Source organism: Pantoea sp. Ap-967, assembly GCF_011752565.1.
Classification (GTDB): Bacteria; Pseudomonadota; Gammaproteobacteria; order Pseudomonadales; family Pseudomonadaceae; genus Aquipseudomonas.
This window is the reverse complement of the sequence record NZ_VWXK01000040.1, coordinates 35,064-52,732: the sequence shown is the minus strand read 5'-3', so window position 1 is coordinate 52,732 and position 17,669 is coordinate 35,064. Positions and strand designations below refer to the sequence as shown.

12 protein-coding genes are annotated in these 17,669 nt (G+C 54.1%); 1 reads left to right on the top strand and 11 read right to left on the bottom strand.

Annotated features, from left to right (window positions below; translation table 11 throughout):
* The coding region (locus F3J45_RS29930) for a hypothetical protein (protein ID WP_205300701.1) at window positions 1–240 on the top strand (240 nt) is incomplete at its 5' end.
* Window positions 241–608: 368 nt separating this feature from the next.
* Here the strand turns inward: F3J45_RS29930 and brxL are convergent.
* The 11 genes from brxL to F3J45_RS26885 all read right to left on the bottom strand — a co-directional run bounded on the left by brxL (window position 609) and on the right by F3J45_RS26885 (window position 17,556).
* On the bottom strand, window positions 609–2,705 hold the full coding sequence (gene brxL, locus F3J45_RS26935) for a BREX system Lon protease-like protein BrxL (protein ID WP_167070232.1): 2,097 nt from the start codon (window positions 2,703–2,705) through the stop codon (window positions 609–611).
* Between the two features lie 12 nt (window positions 2,706–2,717).
* On the bottom strand, window positions 2,718–5,231 hold the full coding sequence (gene pglZ / locus F3J45_RS26930; RefSeq protein ID WP_167070230.1) for a BREX-1 system phosphatase PglZ type A: 2,514 nt from the start codon (window positions 5,229–5,231) through the stop codon (window positions 2,718–2,720).
* Complete coding sequence (locus tag F3J45_RS26925) at window positions 5,228–7,102, bottom strand: DUF262 domain-containing protein (RefSeq protein ID WP_167070228.1); 1,875 nt, start codon at window positions 7,100–7,102, stop codon at window positions 5,228–5,230. Before F3J45_RS26925 ends, pglZ begins: the two co-directional genes overlap by 4 nt.
* Before the next feature lie 3 nt (window positions 7,103–7,105).
* Window positions 7,106–8,902 carry a BREX-1 system adenine-specific DNA-methyltransferase PglX gene (gene pglX, locus F3J45_RS26920; RefSeq protein ID WP_205300700.1) on the bottom strand — a complete coding sequence of 599 codons (1,797 nt, stop codon included), beginning with the start codon at window positions 8,900–8,902 and terminating at the stop codon, window positions 7,106–7,108.
* Window positions 8,895–9,503, bottom strand: a complete 609-nt coding sequence (locus F3J45_RS26915) for a hypothetical protein (RefSeq protein WP_205300699.1) — start codon at window positions 9,501–9,503, stop codon at window positions 8,895–8,897. The genes pglX (F3J45_RS26920) and F3J45_RS26915 overlap by 8 nt, the downstream gene beginning before the upstream one ends.
* Window positions 9,500–10,645, bottom strand: a complete 1,146-nt coding sequence (locus F3J45_RS26910) for an ATP/GTP-binding protein (RefSeq protein ID WP_167070224.1) — start codon at window positions 10,643–10,645, stop codon at window positions 9,500–9,502. Before F3J45_RS26910 ends, F3J45_RS26915 begins: the two co-directional genes overlap by 4 nt.
* The gene (pglX, locus tag F3J45_RS26905) at window positions 10,642–12,450 is read right to left on the bottom strand and encodes a BREX-1 system adenine-specific DNA-methyltransferase PglX (protein ID WP_167070222.1); all 1,809 of its coding nucleotides are present in this window, start codon (window positions 12,448–12,450) and stop codon (window positions 10,642–10,644) included. The genes F3J45_RS26910 and pglX (F3J45_RS26905) overlap by 4 nt, the downstream gene beginning before the upstream one ends.
* 78 nt (window positions 12,451–12,528) lie before the next feature.
* A complete protein-coding gene (brxC, locus tag F3J45_RS26900; RefSeq protein ID WP_167070220.1) occupies window positions 12,529–16,083 on the bottom strand; it encodes a BREX system P-loop protein BrxC in 3,555 nt (1,184 codons plus the stop codon).
* Between the two features lie 11 nt (window positions 16,084–16,094).
* Window positions 16,095–16,751 (bottom strand): DUF1788 domain-containing protein, encoded by a 657-nt coding sequence (locus tag F3J45_RS26895; protein WP_167070218.1) that lies wholly within the window; start codon window positions 16,749–16,751, stop codon window positions 16,095–16,097.
* A complete protein-coding gene (locus tag F3J45_RS26890) occupies window positions 16,748–17,362 on the bottom strand; it encodes a DUF1819 family protein (protein ID WP_167070216.1) in 615 nt (204 codons plus the stop codon). The genes F3J45_RS26895 and F3J45_RS26890 overlap by 4 nt, the downstream gene beginning before the upstream one ends.
* Window positions 17,359–17,556, bottom strand: a complete 198-nt coding sequence (locus F3J45_RS26885) for a helix-turn-helix domain-containing protein (RefSeq protein ID WP_167070214.1) — start codon at window positions 17,554–17,556, stop codon at window positions 17,359–17,361. The genes F3J45_RS26890 and F3J45_RS26885 overlap by 4 nt, the downstream gene beginning before the upstream one ends.
* Window positions 17,557–17,669: the final 113 nt, after the last annotated feature.

Below are 17,669 nucleotides of genomic sequence, written 5' to 3'. Positions count from 1 at the left end.
GTAGAGATAGACTTTTTCGACTTTGGCGTCGGGGCGCATCATCGTCGGCAGACTCCAGAAAGAAATCGGGAGCACAGCATCGGGGATCAGGTAAGCGCTTTAAATGTGGGGTTCATGGAGCGCTTACATTGCTATCGCATTGACCGCGACCTTGATCAACAGGCGCGCCAGCAGATCAGCCTTGAGCTCGGACATAACCGGATCAATGTGATCACAACCTACATTGGAGGTCGAACGTGACCAGGCCTTTCGACATGGCACTGTTCCTGAGTGGCGTACTGAATGGCTCGAAGGCCACTCAGCAACGCCACCTACGGCAAGCCCGATGCATGCAAGTGGCCATCCAACAGCGATGGCAACAAGACACCCCCTGGACCTGGCGGCATAAGCATGTACGCTGGTTTTTCACCGAGTACCTAAAAAGCCATTCGCATGCTAGCTGCTATTACTATCGTCTCACAGCCTCATTGATCCTCAAACGAATGGGCACCGCCTGGATGCTCGAAGCTAAAGCCGTCAGTCGACAGTATTAAGATGCGGCGCCTAAGCATACGAACAGTTTGTAAAGACTCTGCGGACCTTGGGTAGAGTATTATTCCACAGCCGCTTCACTCCCCGGCATCCTCGACCCTGATGAACGTTGCGCTGAACTCCTTGCACTGGCGATGTTGCTGTAGGCGATTCGCAAAGCTAAACGCGTCGTTCAGTTCGAAGCGCTGGAAGATATCCAACCCCCGCCCGAGAACGATTTTCCAGCCCCTATCAGTGGTTATGTCACGATCGTGTTTAGTCCCTGTCGTGTCATACACCCAAGTGAGTTGAATACCCACCCCGGCACAAGCTTCCGCAATTTTCTGCAGGCTTTCGGTCTGGCGATCACCGTTGAACTCATCCTCAACGGTGACCACATGTACGGCCACCTCCTCACCGGAAGCAAGCTGCTTACTGATCGTCTCCATCAGCTCCATGAGGTTACGCAATTGATGGAACATCCGCAGGTAGGGATCTATAACGATGATCCGCTTAGCCCCTTTTAAGTACGGTCCAAACAGCTTATCGAAGGTGACGCCGCGCTGGTTCTCCTGGACTACCAGATGCTGAGGTTTTAGCTCAGGCTCTTTACTCACCGAGACAGCAGAATGAACAAGCGGAGGACAGACCGCATCGCTATCCGCACTCTTGGAAGCGGCGTTAGCCAAATCGAATGGATCTAACTCCGAAACTTCACTCGCCACTCGTCGGTGGTACTGGTTCGGGTACTCGCTCTCCTCCAGGGTGGAGATCAGCCTCTCTACGCCATCCGTTCCTTTATAGGTAAAACGCACAGCTGGGTAGGTTGTGTCGATACGCAACAACTGGTCTTTGACACGTTTGCGCCCTTCGATAGCGCAGCGCAACAAATCTTCGACCTCCGACTCAGTCGCCTCACCATGAGGAAAGAGGATTTTCATCAAGCCGGAGAAGGTCTTGTTGATACCATCACGATCACGTGTTGAGATCTCATCTGACAACGTGAACAGACCTTTGTAGCGATCTGAGAAATCATGGCTGCGCAGTGAGCGGAGAATCTCGGCCAGGTAGTCCACTACGAAGCCGTAGCCCGTGGAGAACATTTCTCCACGGATCACATCCACTTCCCATCCAGGTATGTAGCTGTGCAAGCGGTCGAGGAACGCCGAGTCGTGGAACTTCTCCGGCAGCGGATCGAATAGGTCGCTGTGCTTGAGCATGTACGGCACGGTGTGATCGGTGTTGCCGACAAACACCATACTGGCCTCGGCCCCAAGGGTTTCTACACCCCGCGAGAACGATTTGTTGGCCATGTAGTTTTTCATGATGTCGACCAGCGCCTTGTCCACCCGCTTTTGCTTGCCAGCGAATTCATCGAAGGCCACCACATCCCAATAACCCACGAGACCAAGTTTGCCTGTACCGTTGTGGACGAACAGCTTGGGTACCGTCACCTCACCGCCGGAAATCAGGATCCCATGGGGAGAAAACTCGGAGTAAACATGCGACTTGCCGGTGCCCTTCGGCCCTAGCTCGATCAGGTTGTAGTTCCGCTCGCAAAATGGAATCAGACGGATCAGCTGCAAGAGCTTGTTGCGCTTGCCGAACATCTGCGGATTGAAGCCGATGCTCTGAATAAGCAGATCAATCCACTCATCCGTGGTGAACTGCTTGCGGGCCTCCAGATAACCGTCGAAATCAAAACGGGAGATCTGGATAGGCTTGAGCGAGGCCAGCACCCAAGGAGATGAGGATTTATCTTCGGTGTAGTCGTACTCCAGATCAGCGATGCACCACACCCCTCCGACCAACAGCTTCTGATGTGCCTTCACCGTGCTGGAGTCGATCAGCACCTTTCTTATCCCGAGGTTAGCGAACTCAGCCTCGTACACATCGTCTTTGTCGTTGAGAGAAACGCTGACCCGGTCGATGACCTTGTGACGCCCCTTCTCCTTGATGATCGAACGCACCAACCCCGCTTCGTTGCGATGCACATAGTGCTTGCGCAGGATTTCCTTAACCGTCTCGATACCGGTTTGAATCGTCGACTCATCATTCGTTGCGCAGTACTGGCCCAGCAGGTATTCCAGTACATAGGACGGCACGATGGCGTTGCCCTTAACAGCTTTGACCAGATCCTTGCGAACGACTAAGCCCGCAAAATGCTGGTTGATCTTCTCATCGAGCTGACTCATGAGGGCTCCCGCTTAAAAATCGAATTCACTAGTGAACGAACGACGAATCGTATACCGAGTGACCTTGTACTGGGTTACATGTGAGGTGCCTTCAATCTGCTCTTCGAGTCGCAGCTCAACCTGCTGGTTGTTTGCTTCATCAGCTTTCCGGCTCAGGATGAAGCGCACCGACAGCTCTCGTTCACGAGGATTTTCGGACGCGAAATCGAACGTCAGTTCATGCGAGTCGGAGATTAACTCACCGTCCAAGGTGTACAGCCCAGCACGCAACCGGCGAGCTTGTTTCTTCTCAGTGACCGCCTCGGACTGATACAGCACAACAGCCAATTGGCCAGTCGTGATGCTTCTGCTCCCGCCTCCGATAAACTCTACTTCCACACTTCCAACATCGCTCTGGCGCTTTTTGTTGATGCGCACAACCGGGATCACCACCTCTTGCAACGTGGCACCACCATGCACGAACCGGCTGCCAGAACCTTTGAGACGCAAGCGATTGATCGACTTAGGGATCTGTACATCCAGCGATCCTTCAAGCCCCAGCTGTTCAGGGGTGAATGTCCGGAAACCTGCTTGACTACGCAGAGCGCGCCCAAGGACGAAACGCCGGTCGCGATAGAGCACCTCATCACCATCCGGCACATTGCTGAGAAAATCGCTCTCTTCCAGCGGTCGGTGCTGGTAGATGAAACCATGGTCTGCGGTGACCAAAAGGTTGCTGGCATTAGCATTGGTCAGCTTCTTCACCAGGCGGACAAGCTCGGACAATGTCTCTTCTGCCGCAGCAAACACCCGCTCCTCGGTATCTCGCGTATCGCCAGTCTTGTCGATCAGGTTGTGGTACACGTAAACCACATCGTTATCACGCAGCAGTGCCCGTGAATCCGCCTGATTCATAGCCAGCAGGTCTTTGGCCAACACAACAGCAGAGCTTGGCACCGCAGCGGCAAGGATCTTGCCGCGATTGGCCGAGCCCTGAGCGCTCTGACCATCCACTATCGCATCACCGCTGTCATTTTCAGCCAGCTGCAATGCCTGGTTAGGAAGCAGTGCGGCCATACCAAGCTGCGTGAAGCTCGGCAACATGGAAAGCGCCGGCTCCAACTCGGCCTCAAAGCGGTCTTCACGGCGAATCAGGCTCTGCAGCTCTTCACCCACCTCATAACGGAAGGCATCCGAGATCAGCACGCAGACCTTGGTCTTGCGCTCCAGGAAGGATTTTACGCAGCGGCTGAAGAAATTCCGCTGCAGCATGATCGGAGCGGCCGTCCAGCTCGGAGCAGAGTCCACAAACTGCTGCCAACGATCATTGAGACGCGCCAGATAATTGTTAGTGTACTGGTTTTCGATCTGGATGCTGAGCTCCTCCAGCAAGGAAGCCTGGCCAGACTTGCGCGCGTGATGGACAAATTTGCGATACAGCTGATCCAGCCGATACCAGCTCTTCGCATATTTCGCCACGCCATCGGCCAAGGATGTCATTTCCAGCTTTGCTGCATCCAATGTTTGCAGAAACTGCGCGGCATGGTCCAGCGCCAGATAGACATCCTCGAAATGGCTGAACCAATGACTCTGGCGTCGCTGACGAACAGACTGCTCAACATCGGCAGCTGTCGCCGTCCGAGCTACCGTGGCGCGAACAAGCTCACTGAGGATCTTGCGGTCGATCAGCTCGAAGTAGTCGAGCTCCAGTAGGATCCGGTAATCAAGCTTATGCAACTTGTCACCAATCTGTAGTACCTCTGCACACTGAGCAGAAAGCAGCTCGAAGCTGCTCTCATGTGAACGACTGTCTTTCCAGCGCCGGAGAAAAACCAAAGATTCGGCTGACAAGCGCGCCTTGTACTCAGGATCCGTGCCCATCATGAAGCAAGCCTTGAAAAGCTCGATCACGAAATCGTGCAGTCCCGGCTGCTCCGACACATAACCGTAAGCGCGCTTCATCTGCTCCCAGAGGAAGCTATCCAGGCCGCTTGTTTCAATGAGCTTGATGCACGTACTTTCAGCATTGGCGAGCTCAGCCAGCAGTTCCTCAACAATCACATCCAGTCGCGGCTCACCCTTTGCGCCAGCGCAGACAGCAAGCATCTTGAAACGTAGCATGCTCTGCGAGTCGCCTGGTTGCAGCAGCTTATGCAACTGCTCACGCCGCTTGGCCGCAGTGAAGAAGGCTGCATGCTCCTCCAGCACAGGATAGCAGTCTGGCCCCAACTCCAGCTCAGCCAGCCACAGGGCAAGCTGGTCCGTGCGGAAAGTATTTCCGCTGGCCAGTTGCACATCGAGCAACCAATTATCCAGGTAGGCCGGCTCGGCACCCTCGCGGTATAGCAGAAATTTCTGCTCGGGCCGTTCGCGCAAGACTCGATACTTCACACCGAACTCGTTGTTAGCCAGCTCGATTTTCTCGATACCCGCCAGCTCTAGCGATTCAAAATCCGCACGGAACTCCAGACGATTGTCGTACCAGAAGACAATGCGCTGCTTCTCAAACAGGTTGGTAAGCGCCTGAGTAATCTTCGAGTTGCTCATGCCGCAGCCTCACTCTCTTCCTCTTCATCCAATATCTCTTCCGATGCTGGCTGTGGCCCACTTACCACCACATTGCTACGGAGGCGCTGGAGAAGGGCTTCACGCCGTGCATTGCAGAACGCCTGGAAGTCCTGAAACTGCAGACTGTTACTCTCGTCTAGCAGCAAGTCGGCCCGTTTGATGCCGCACCCCTTTTCGGCCAGCCACTCGATCAGCGGCATATCCTTTTTGGAGCGGTTCTGTGAAGCATTCAGAAGGTGCAGGTTGGCAATCGAGTTCCAATTGACCGGGCTCTGGTAGAACGCCATCAACTCAGAGTCACTTTTGAGAAAACCTTGCTTGGAGAGCTCTGCCTTGCTGAAGGCGCTTTGCGGATGCAAGTGATCGATGTCGAACTGCAAGTTTTCGTTGATTTCGGGGAACAACAGACTCAAGACCGAACGACACCGCGAGTCCCCATACTGGATATCGAGCAGTCCTCTGAGATATGCCTCGTCAAAGCGCAGATCCTTGTTGGACGCAGTGAAAGCTTCGATGATTGCTTCCAGAGGGAATGCCTTTTTGCCGATGTGCTTGTTAAGCAGCCGCTGCATTCTCGTCAGTACACCATCAGCTTGACCGCCAAAAACCCCGCGCAGCAGCACCATGTGCAACCAGCGAGACAGTGCTAGGCGCTCATCGCGCAACTGGTTGATGTTGTTGATGCTCAGATATAGCGGCCTGTCCTGGAATGACTGCTTGTACAGGTAGAATGCTAACGGGATGACGGCATTCTTTGCTCTCAACGAATGGTCATTCAGCCCGAAAAGACGCAACAATTTGAAGGTTGCGACAATGCAGGATCGGATCTGCGACCATTGCGTCTGGATGACACTAACCTGATCAGCGTCGAAGTTTTTGACCTTAAACCGCACATCGGCACCGATAAGCATCAAGCAAGTCTTGAGAACCCAGTCTCGACCAATCGAAAACTGCATCTCTGAACTCTGCCTTACCTCGGCAATCAACTCATCAATGTCTTTGCGCGCATCGCCCTGCCAGTTGGCAATCGCAATCGACATCAACAGGTCGGAAAACGCCAACGGCGTACCACCGCTGTTGGTACGAATGAACACGTCAAGGACATGGTCGATATCCTGACTTTCCTCGTTATAGTAGTGGATGACCTCCTCTCTCCGAACGAGGTGATATAGACGATTCAACGTCTTGAGTGCAAACCTATTGCTAGCCAGTCCCTGTTCCGTCAGGTAAGGCAGCACAATCTCCATCAGAATCTCATCATCAGAGCGAACATCGGGCAGCTCTAAGACCTTACCCACCTCAAACCAAAACGAGGTGCTGTCGTTCTTGTACGTTGCTATCTGCTTCTCAGTCAGGAATCGGAAGTCGTACTGAGCCATAGACTCGTTGTCATCTCCTTCAACGCCCTTGCCCAGGTTGAGGTAAAGCCGGCGTGGCGGGAGAACCTGATCGTTGCGCGCGTTGGGCCACCAGACCCTAGGCTGCTTGTAGGCATAGGTTCCTTTTAGACCGATGTAGATTGAGGTCAGCCGCTGCTGCCCATCTATAACCGCCTTGAAGTTTTTGAAATCCCCCTGAGTCGCGACATAGTCATTGGACTCCTTGAAGCGCTGGCAGTAGTCGGTCAGGAAGCTATAAAAACGGTATTTATTCTTGATCTCGGGGCTCGTTACATCCCACATCATGAACGTGTTGATGGGATACTCACGCATCAGGGAATCAAAGAGCGTGCAGATCTGCTGCGTCGACCAGACAAAATTGCGCTGGATCGCCGGCAACAAAAACGTCCGGTCATCGATGTTGCGTATAGCCTGACGAATCGTGATCGCCTTTTCGAAACTACCCGGCATACGTCAGTCTTCCTTGGCTTCTAGGCCGGGGATTTTCTTCAGCGCAGTCCCTAGCTTGAGGTAATTAACCTTAACTCCATCGTCCAGTTCCAATTCGACCTGCTCGGTCGCCAGCGGATAAAGGGTATCGCGCTCGTAATCGTCCAGCTCAATGAGTTGTTTTTTGATCGTATCAGCCTCCTTGCTGGCTTTCGTTTTTTCGCTTTGACTGGCAGATGGGTTGATGGCTACCTGCTGCAGGTAATCCAAGCGCGAGGCGAGCTTTTTGCGGAAATCGCGCAGGTAATTAAGCACCACACTGACAGTATCCGAACGATAGCGATGCAGATAAACCAGTGCGTTGAAAGTCCCTTTCGGGCTGCTGAACAGCCAGTAGATTGGGCGCTTCTTGTAACGTTTCACATGGTCTGCATAGAACTCACCCAGGAAGTAGTCGCGTAGGCTGTAGTTGCGCTTGCCCTTGACGTTGAGCGCTTGCTCGATGAAAGCCAGGTTGTCCTCGTAGTGCACGTCGCCAAAGGCCACACGCAGGAATTGACGAAAACGCAGGGTGATATCGTCTGGAAACCAGTCACCGTCGAGTAGCGGGATCACGTTGTCGTCATCGGCCGGGAAGCTCGGCTGTGGCACTTCGCGCAGATAGTCCGCTAGCGTCTCGCCCTGGTTGGCCAGGACCAAGCCCGACTTGTCTAGGCTGTAACGGCCGAACATGCAGCCTACAGCATAGGAAACCAGTTCGCGCACAGTGTCTGCCAGTAGCATCACCTCCAGCTCTTCCTTGGTCTTTTCTCCGCCATAGCGATAGTGCGGGTTGCAGGTGAGCGTGATCTGGTTTAGTGGCACCTCGGGCGTCAGCTCGTCCTGCAGGCCGTAGGCGTCGATAAAGATGTGATTGTTCTCTTCCTCCAGTCGCTGCATGTCCAGCGTCATTTCGCGCCAGTAAGCGCGCAGCTTCTGATAACTAGCCTTGAGCGTGGGCTGGCGATGCTCGGGATACAACAACGGGAAGTTAGTGAAGTCCCAGGAGGTTTCGTAGGAGTCCCAATCCGTCCTACTAAGGCTAACAAGCTCTCTGACAGCAGCTTCAGCTGCAGCTCTATTAGATCCGGCGTCAATCCAAGGAAGCTCATTGACATTGACAACTTGAAAATTCAAAGTCGGGTTTGAGGCCTTAAGAAACTCAAAGGCAACCTTTGAACACAAATAACCGGCAGCAACATAATAATCCATATCGGACGGAAAAGTGCTTGAGCCACCCACATCAAATATTGCCCCACCCAGTGAACACCTAACGCCAAAATAAGAAGAGCTAACAAACGACCAAGTGAGAGATCTCTTAAAAAAATCCTTCTCGTTAGTTATTTTCCACCCAAGATTACCCCAACTTAGCTGAGGATACTTTTCCAGCGTCTCTTTTTTAATGTCGAATCCGTTCTCCTTCCAGAAAACGAGAAACTCATTGTTCCCATACCAACGCCGAAAATCACCACCCTTGTTATATGGAAACCATTTCTTTCCGGAAGACTCTGCATCCCCAGCATTCAAAGCATTGAGGTTTGTTTCATTTTTCGAGACTTCATGCCATAAGCGCAGCCACTTAGAGTTATCTCCTGTGCGCATACCGAGCTTGGCGGGGAAGCTCTCCTGGACTTTCTCCCCAATCACATAGCATTTTCTGGCATTTTCGCTTAGCCAATAAGCAATGCCCCCTCCTGGCATTTTTTTGAAATCCGCAGCCGAAGCCCGGAAGAAAAATTTCTCCACACTCCGATCAGCCTTACTGGCTTGGCTCTCACTCATCGTTTTTCTCCAAATCCTGTTCATGAACTGGCGCACCGGCCTGCTGCCAGTCGTCCGCAATCGTTTTCCCGTTGCGCGAGGCCTTTACCGATGGAGCGATACGAGTCGCGGGCCACTTTGGGAAGCTGTCGTTCCACAGGTCAATATTGAAAACTTGGCAGTTCTCCACCAACTGCCGCTTCCAACGAGGCATGACCTTCCCCATTGGAGGTAGCTTTCTTGCGATCTCGTCAGAGAAGTTTGGAAATAGCTCGCTATCTTCGAACGTGACCAGACTGAGATAATGCACAGGCTTATGCAGAAGTTCCTCAGCCCATCGGTACAAGAAGGTATCGATGAATTTCGCGGCAAAAGTGTCACCCAGCGTTCCGTCCGCAAGCTCCCCATAGAATTTTTCTAGCCCCTCAGGCTGCGCCTTAGGGTTACCTGGGTCTTTAACCTCAACGAAGAGAATCGCCTCTTCCAGTTCCACCACAAAATCGACGCGGTGCATTTCCCCGATGCCGTGGTAGCCCGATTTTTTCCTGTTCATCTGATCGAAGACGATGGCGTCAATCGCATCGGTGAAGTCGATTTCCAGATCGCGCTCACGCAACTTCATTTACCTAAGCCACCCATCTTGCGGGCCACTTGCTCCTTTGTCAGATCGTTGAATGTTTCAGCGATTGCATTCGGTTCAATGGCACGGTAGTCGTCCATGCTGTCTCGAAGTACTTGCCCCGTTTCCGCCTCGCGCGATAGCACATGGAAACGCACTTGGTCGCCCTTGCCCTTCTTATCCAACAGCAGATCGAACCATTTTAGCAGCACGTAGTCGTGTGTGGCGAGGATGACTTGCTGGCCATTACGAGCGAGCTCAAGCAATGCCAGCACGAGATCCTTCATTAGCTTGGGATTTAGATTGGATTCGGGCTCGTCCCACAGCAGCGGGCCAGCCGTTCCAGGGTTAAGGCTGCCGTTGCTGAGCAGCCGCTGCAACACGCCGATCTTGCGAAAGCCTTCTGCAGTCATCGTGCTGGACAGCAGTCGCGACTTGGCTGGCACAAAATACAGCTCGGAATCCTGGAAGCTCTGCGGTGCCTTCTGTTCCGAGCTGCTCTTGCCCCGCTTCTCGACATACTCGCCAGCCTGAAAGCAGAATCGCCCTTCGTGCAACTCATAGCGCCCGCCAATCAAGTTGGCCAACCGGGGAACGATGCTGGCAAAGCGTGGGTCGAGCTTTACCTTAGCATCCAGGTCGTCGGCCCCTTCTTTGATGAGCCGGCGAGCCAGGTCCAGATAACCATCGTCAAAGATACGCTCAATGGTGGACTGATCCGGCTGCTCTGCAGTAAGGCCGCGAACCAGCGATAGCACCTCCTTGGTGGGGATAAAGTTGGCTGCAGCAAGCTCCCCACCAGCGCTGGTGCTGACTTTTACCTGGCTGGCAGTGCCGCTGAATCGGGCGGTGATTTCCTGTCCCGACGCAAAAACAGCTCTTAGTACAGCATCTCCGCGCGTGCCGGCTCGACGCAGTTCACCGACTTGTCCACTGAGGGGGTGGTAGAGACGGCAGAGCTTGCGGGCGAGCTGTTCGCCTGCCTTCTCCACATAGGCCTCCTGCCCGCACAGGGCGAGAATCGACTTGAGCAGTTGGGTTTTGCCTGTACCATTTTCACCGATGATGATGTTGATACCCGGAGAGAAGTCGATAGCCAGATCGGTGAATGCGCCGAAGTTCTTGAGCTGGAAGCTACTGATCATGCTGCCCTGCCTTGTGCGATGGCTGTGGACAGCATCTCCATCTTCTCCGCTTCCGAGTTCCCGTCCACAAGCCGCATGTAGGCACCCCGATAATCCGGTTTGTGGGCGTTTTCCAGCACAAAGGCCGTGGTCGAAACGACCTCACCGCCGATGCTGTCGAAAGCACGCGCGCCCAGATGCGCCATAGAAAGAATGGTGTACTGATTGAGAATACGGCTGCGCAATGCCTCGAATGAGGAAAGGAACATCCAGCTCTGCATGGTGATCATGGCGACAGCCCCTCCCTTCACCGCCAGATCCAGATTGCGTTCAATGAACATCGCAAACAGGTCGGATTTGCTGCTCGGGAAATTCTCCTTGGCCCAAGAGCTCAAGCGAGGATTCATACCCTTGCCGCCCATATAAGGCGGGTTGGCCACGACCACTGCATAGCGCGCGCTCAAGACGTCAGCCATGCGCAGAACACTCAGCACTTTTTTGTGCGTCTCAGCCAAGAACAGGTTGATGCTCATGTCCTTGCTCTCCAACGTGGCCAGTACATCGGCCACGTTGACGACTTTGGGCACAATCAGCGAGCCGAAATTGTCAGCCTCACTGAACTGCTGCAGCGTTTCGCGCAAACCGTAGGTGAACAAGTCACGACCGACAAAGCTCATGTACTCATCAAGCTCTTCGCTACTGAAGATCATTCTCTCCAACACGGTGATGTTCGGCTTAACGCTTTTATTGAAGAAGCGCCGTTGACGGGCACGGGCTTTCATGGTTAGCGCAAATGCAGCCAGTTCTCCTGCACGTTCATCCAGCTCGATGCCAAAGAGATTGTGGGTGAGGATCTTTTCCGGGATTTCAGCCGGATCAAAACCCTCCTCTTCGTACATCGCATACAGCAGGTCGAAGGCGTAGGAGAGCATGTGGCCGGAGCCACACGCTGGGTCGCAGACTTTTATGCCCTCTGGACCGGTGATCTTGAGGAAATCACTCTCTGGCTTCTCTGGCGGGATGTAGTACTCCATTTGCTCTGCCAGCCGTGAGTTGGGCCGGTTGAGTAGCCAGAGTCGGCCCAGAGAATTGTCTACCAGGTAGCGCACAATCCAGTGCGGGGTGAACAGCTGAGTGGCGGCCGGGATGTTCTCTGGGGTGATCTTCTGATTCCTCTTCAACCCCTCGAACACCGCATCTTTCTTCTCGGAGATGTAGAACTGGTAGAGCCAGCCGACCACCTCGACATCCTCGCAGGCATCGGGCGTCATGGCCTCGCGCGTATAGGCGAGGATGGAATTGCCCGAAAGCAAATCATCGGGCATTAGCAGCTCGGTGTAATCGTCAATTCGCTCAAACAGGAAGGGCATGGACTGGTGCCAGGCATTACACACGGCAACTACCAGTAGGCGATAGGCCTCACCTTGCGAGTCGTTACTTGGTGCGCGACCCGCGAGAAGATCCAGGATCCTCTGACGAACCTGAGCCGATACCATCTCTTCGTCGACGTGCCCCATCTTCGCTTCAGCCAGGATCTCGGGCTGGAACTGCCCCTCAGCCGGCGACACCACGCCGATACGGGTGTAGCGGTTGACGTCCATAAAGCGCAAGGCACAGAAGCGGTTAAACCAGGTGTAGGCAACACGCTCTTCCACATGCTCGCGACCGGAGATGCTGATCAGTTTATCCAGCGCAGCCACTACCTGGGCTCGCTCACGGCGTGCAGCACTTTGCGGTGCCAGTACCACATCCAACTTACCGCTCACCTGATCAAGCAAGATGCGGCGCGCGTATTGGGCAAATTTCTTGAGTTTGCTGGTATCCATCAATCCCCACTCAGCCATTCAACCGAACGGCCCTAGAATTAGCCTCGCATCGAGCGGGCCAGTAGTATTTATTCAGTGTCAAATCTGCACTCGGTTGCCGGCTTGGATTTCCTTCAGCCAGGCTTCCCGCTGCTTCTGAAGATAATCGTCCAGCTCTGTTTCGCTGGTCAGCCAGGGCTTAGGGTAGCCAACCTTGATATGGCGAGACTGCACGATGCGTGGCTCAGCCACTTTCAACATTCGCTCTTCAGGCCTATCAGCGCCAAGCGTTTCAGTATCCTCGGGCTTCGTAGATGGCGAGGCTTGCTTAGCAGGAGCCGGTTTTGGATGCGCGAACTGATCCAGCTTGAGCAACAACTGAGGATATTGTTCGTCCTCGAATCGATTGCGCTGGTCACGAATGACCGCGATGAGCTTCTGCCCTTTCAACTGCTGCTTAGTCTGCGCAAAGGGGGCTGAGAGCTGCTGTTTCTGCGCAGCGTCGAGAGCCCCGTATCCCTCAGCGCCCTGCAGGCGCTGCTCCAGATCATCGACCAACTGCTCACTGGCTTTTTGCTCGCTGGCCAGTTGATTGGCGATGGCAAGCTGAAGCGCCTCAAGCTGCTGTCGAGCTTGTTGAAGGCGATTGCCTTGCCAAGGCTTTGCATCTGCGAGCACCGCTCGAATGGCGTCAACTTCCGCCGAGCCGACGTAAGCAAAATTCTCTTGCTGCTCCTGCACCAGCAGACGGGCCTGATCGTAGATCTCTTTCTGCGGGCTTTTCATAAAGCGCTGCACAGGGTCGATGATCTGCTCCTTGGCCTCTAGCAGCGCATCTTCTGCGCGAGCGAGATCCGTCAGGAACCAGGCTGGATTCCTGGCGGCTATTTCCTTGAGAGTTGCCAGCACACCGTCCAAGGCGCTAAGGAATGGATACTGCACCTTCTGACCGTGCAACTCAGCCAGGTCGATCTCCAGTTCCTTGATGGCATCTATGGTTTCACGCGCCAGAGCGCGAGCCTCATTGCTACTGGCCGGCTCGCCAATAAAGTCCGCAAAGAAATCCTTTAGTGCCCGTACCTGGGACGCGGTGAACTCGATTTGCGGCTCCAGCACTAGGGTGGTGTGGGCATTAGTATTGCGCAGGCTGCGCTCCAGCAGATCCCCTTCCAAGGGATTGCTGTCTTGACGCACCTCGACCTTTCCTCGCGTGCACAATAGGGCGAGGTTGCAGAGAATTGCGGCGTAGTACCAGCCGTAGCTCTTGCGTTCAAAGCGCTCCAGCAAGCTTTTGACCGTTGTACGAACGCCACTGCGAGCATTGGTCTGGATAAAAGCCAACAGCTCCTGCTCGGGTTCACTCAGGCTGGTGGCATCATTGCCAAGCAGTCCGTCCTGGCCCTGCCGCAAGTACTTGCCAATATCAGCCTCGCTGAAAGGCACATCCCGCAACATACGCAGGTTCGGATAGGTGATTTCGATGAGCTGGTAGAAACCTTTCAGAATCCGTGTCTGACCATCGGTACTAGATGCTTCAATATCGGCAGCATTGATGATCAGATGGGCACCAGCCAACAGGTGCTTGGCACGCTCCTGAATATCTGCGAGGCGCTCCGTATTCTGGAAGCTCTTAGAGTCAAGGATTCGTTTGACAGCCTCTTGTGGGGTGCTGCTGTTCTGACGAATGTACGTCTCCGTGCGCTTGTACATGGTCAGGTCTTGCATGAAACGCGCATCGGCAGGCAACACGACACGCAGCTCATCCCGCCCCATGCTTTGCATGCGCTGCACGGTGAGATTGTCGAAGTTGTCGCTGAGCGGTGTTACGACATGGATGGTGACCTCATGCTCCCGACTGAGCACCCGATCATCCATCTTGCGGGTGTAGGAGTAATCCTGGCCGTTCTCATAGCGAATCTTGCGCTGCTTGATCGCGCCATCAAACAGCAGAGCCTCTAGCTCTTTGAGAATGTCCGCAGACTCCACCTCGGTGTTCTTGATCTCCTCCTCAATATCCTTCTCTTCGTCTGTAAGGTACTCGTACAGATCGCCGTTGCGCTGGATGTAGGTCTGCTGCTCAAGCAGATTGAGCGCAGCTTCCAGCCTCTCGCGCTGGGCTGGTACGTCCTCGCCGAAGCGCTCTAGCATCAAAACACTGAGGTTGCGCAGAGTGGCTTTGAACTCCTTGACGTACTTGACCAGGAACAGAGCCTTGAGGACACGAACAGCATACTCATCACCCAGGTGATGCTCAGCAGTGTTGATCGCACTCTGGATCGCACTTTTCAGCGCGCCACGAATGCCTTCAAACATTCGATCAAAGGTGGCCAGTTGCCCAACCGACTCGTTATCAATGGAGATGGCCACCTCGCGGAACACACCGAGCATGGAGCGCTCGCCCACCGAATTGGCCTTGCCTTCGAAACCGTTGTGCAGAGAAATGCCACGGATGGCCGACTGGAACAGCGGAAACTGGTACGGCACAAACGGATAGCAGTAGGTGAAATGCTCCAGATCCCGGAAGTTCTGGTAATGTTGGCCCCCATCGGCGAACTCGAACAGGGTTTTGAAGTTGTTGAACTGCTGGTCATAGACGGTTTTCAGCAGGCCTGCACCGCTATCGTTCTTAGTCAGCAGACGCTTCTGGATCACCTCGGCCACGTCAGCGCTGGTGAGCTTGAGACGGTTGGAAAAACGAGCCTGGATCTTGGTGAAGTCGTTACTCTGCTGCTTGCTCATGTCACCGAGCACAGAGTTCATATCCTCCTGGGCGGTGACGATAATCCAAGCCCTCCCCTGGCACTTAGTCGCCAGACTTTCGGCAACTGTCTGCAGGTTGGTCATCAGCTTGGTGTTTTCGGCGATGTACTGGCCTACCTCATCGACAAAGAAATTCAAGCGGAAATTGGCTGGCTGCTTGTCTAGCCAGGCCTTGACCTGGTTGCCAAAGTCCTCGATGGAGACGCTGTACTGGGTGCGGTATTTATCGAGGATTCCCTTGGCCAGAGTCGGATCTTCACCGTTAATCTGCGCATAGGCCTTGGCAATGTTGCCGGACTCCAACAGGGCCTGCTCGCGACCACGCTCCCAGGGCTTTTTAGCGATGATCTGGTAGGCGTTCTTGAAGGCATCGAACTGCTCGCGACTGTCGAGATCGCGTTCGAACTGGGCAATGTAGCCCTGCTTGCCGAAGTAGCCGCACATCTCGTTGAAGACCTTGACGAAGACCGACAGCAAAGCGTCGATCTGCGTCTTGCTGATGATGTCGGCCTTCTGGTCGATGTTGAACAGGATGCTCTTCGAGGGGATGGCAACGGCTTGCTTAAGCATGCTGCGCAACAGTGCATCGTCCTCGTGGATCTTGGGCACGAAGATATCCAGTGCAGAAGAGCCATCGATGCGTCGGTTTTCCAACAAAAGCGCCAGCATCTTCAACAGGTGCGATTTACCCGACCCGAAGAAACCAGAGACCCACACGCCGTTGGCACCGTGATAGTCGGTGTAAGCATCAAGAAAGTGCTCCAGGCGCTTGGCGACCTCGTCTGTCAGCACATACTCGCTCAGCTCGTTGTACAGGCTGGCTTCATCATCAGCCTTAATCACCCCTTCGATAGGACGGCTGACGGGGTTCAGGAAAATGCCGTTGAGTTCCATCTACTGCTTCCTCAGGCCTGAGTCTCGAAAATGTTGAATGCGCGGTAGTACTTGTCGTCGTGCAGCAAGCCAAATAGCTCCAGCGAAGCTCCCTGCTCCAACGAGTAACGGTACTCGCCGGGGAAGAACATAACAGTGGGCTTGGACTTAGCAGTGCTTTGCAGGTTGTTCAGCACGTTGTGTGAACGGATATAGGGGAACACTTCACCAATCCCAGAGAGGAATAAAACGTCGTACTCAGCAGCACCCAGCCGCTCACCAATAGCGGGGATCAGATACTCTTCGATGCCCAAAACGTTCTGCAGAGTTTCCAACAGCTGCTCTTTCTCTGCCTCCTGCTCAATGGCGAGAAGGTCATCCCAGAGGCTACCCTCCTCGCTGCTGCCCTCCCGGGCTTTGAGCAGCTCAATGGACAAGTCATACAGGTTAATTTCCAGAACCTGTATGCCTCGGCCCTCGAGACAGGGGATGCTCATGTTCGCCAACCGCGTTACCAGCTGTCGACGTACTCGCCCCATCTCCACCGCTTCAGTAGCTTTGAACTCGCAGATGTAAAAGGGCAGATCGTTATTTAGCCCTCTCATCTCTAGAAAACGCTGGCTGCTGATAACGCCCAGCAGATGCTCGAAGCGTGCGGCCAGCGGCTGCTGGCTGATTTTTCGGTTCATTGAAGCCACCTCTGAATTTCGCTATCCGTGGCAGAAAAAACCAACAGATGCTCACGCCCATGCTTGGCTATCAGCCGGGCTAAATACGGGCTAAGCAGCGCAGGCTGGATCTGACCTTGATCGGAGAGCAGATCAGCCTCGCGCAGCATCTGAAATACACCATGGCGCAGACGCTTTTGGGTGGAGACTGCAATCTCGTCCAGCTCCTTGTGCCAAAGTGCCTTAGCGTTGTAGAAAGCCTCGTAGTCAGCAGTCATGATCTGGTGACGTCGGTTGAGGTAGTACTCGTGCAATACCTCAATGGCGAAATCACGGATGAAACCATAACGACGACATGCCGCCGACCAGAGCAAGTAACTGCGCTCACGCCGGTTACCTTCGACCAGAACCTCCAGCTCTTCGACATCGAGCAGTACGAGTCGCCCGAACAACTCGATGCTAATGCGCTTGGCTGCATTGGCTGTACGCGCCTGCAGGAGGTTGGCACTACGCACCTCAGCACGAGTCTGCGACCAGTCGCGCAGCGATAGGTAACGCTCAGCAACCAGTGGGGCTTCCTGTAGAAATAGGCCACCTGTTGTAAACGACAGACGGTAGCGTTCGGTGCTCATGCTGGCTCTCGTGCCACATCGTCGTTCGCCCCACCCCCTTTCACCCAGGCGTCTACATCGCACCTCTGGAATTTCCACAAACGACCCACCTTGTGTGCAGGCATGCTGCGCTTGGAAATCCATGAGTAAACGGTGTCTTTGCTGACACCCAGGTGTTCTGCAATCTCATCGACGCTCAGCCAACGGTCAGTCATCGAATTTGCCTAGAAAAAAACAGCGATCTTAACCGATTTAAACTGGTTAAGCAGGCATAAGCATGAGCGAAAAGCCAAGATTCAGCTCGCGACCGTTAGATCACCGACGTATC

Bases quoted from the DNA above. Each gene is read 5' to 3' on its own strand.
- brxL (WP_167070232.1), bottom strand. From the start codon at position 2,705: ATGAGTCAGCTCGATGAGAAGATCAACCAGCATTTTGCGGGCTTAGTC.
- pglZ (WP_167070230.1), bottom strand. From the start codon at position 5,231: ATGAGCAACTCGAAGATTACTCAGGCGCTTACCAACCTGTTTGAGAAG.
- F3J45_RS26925 (WP_167070228.1), bottom strand. From the start codon at position 7,102: ATGCCGGGTAGTTTCGAAAAGGCGATCACGATTCGTCAGGCTATACGC.
- pglX (WP_205300700.1), bottom strand. From the start codon at position 8,902: ATGAGTGAGAGCCAAGCCAGTAAGGCTGATCGGAGTGTGGAGAAATTT.
- F3J45_RS26915 (WP_205300699.1), bottom strand. From the start codon at position 9,503: ATGAAGTTGCGTGAGCGCGATCTGGAAATCGACTTCACCGATGCGATT.
- F3J45_RS26910 (WP_167070224.1), bottom strand. From the start codon at position 10,645: ATGATCAGTAGCTTCCAGCTCAAGAACTTCGGCGCATTCACCGATCTG.
- pglX (WP_167070222.1), bottom strand. From the start codon at position 12,450: ATGGATACCAGCAAACTCAAGAAATTTGCCCAATACGCGCGCCGCATC.
- brxC (WP_167070220.1), bottom strand. From the start codon at position 16,083: ATGGAACTCAACGGCATTTTCCTGAACCCCGTCAGCCGTCCTATCGAA.
- F3J45_RS26895 (WP_167070218.1), bottom strand. From the start codon at position 16,751: ATGAACCGAAAAATCAGCCAGCAGCCGCTGGCCGCACGCTTCGAGCAT.
- F3J45_RS26890 (WP_167070216.1), bottom strand. From the start codon at position 17,362: ATGAGCACCGAACGCTACCGTCTGTCGTTTACAACAGGTGGCCTATTT.
- F3J45_RS26885 (WP_167070214.1), bottom strand. From the start codon at position 17,556: ATGACTGACCGTTGGCTGAGCGTCGATGAGATTGCAGAACACCTGGGT.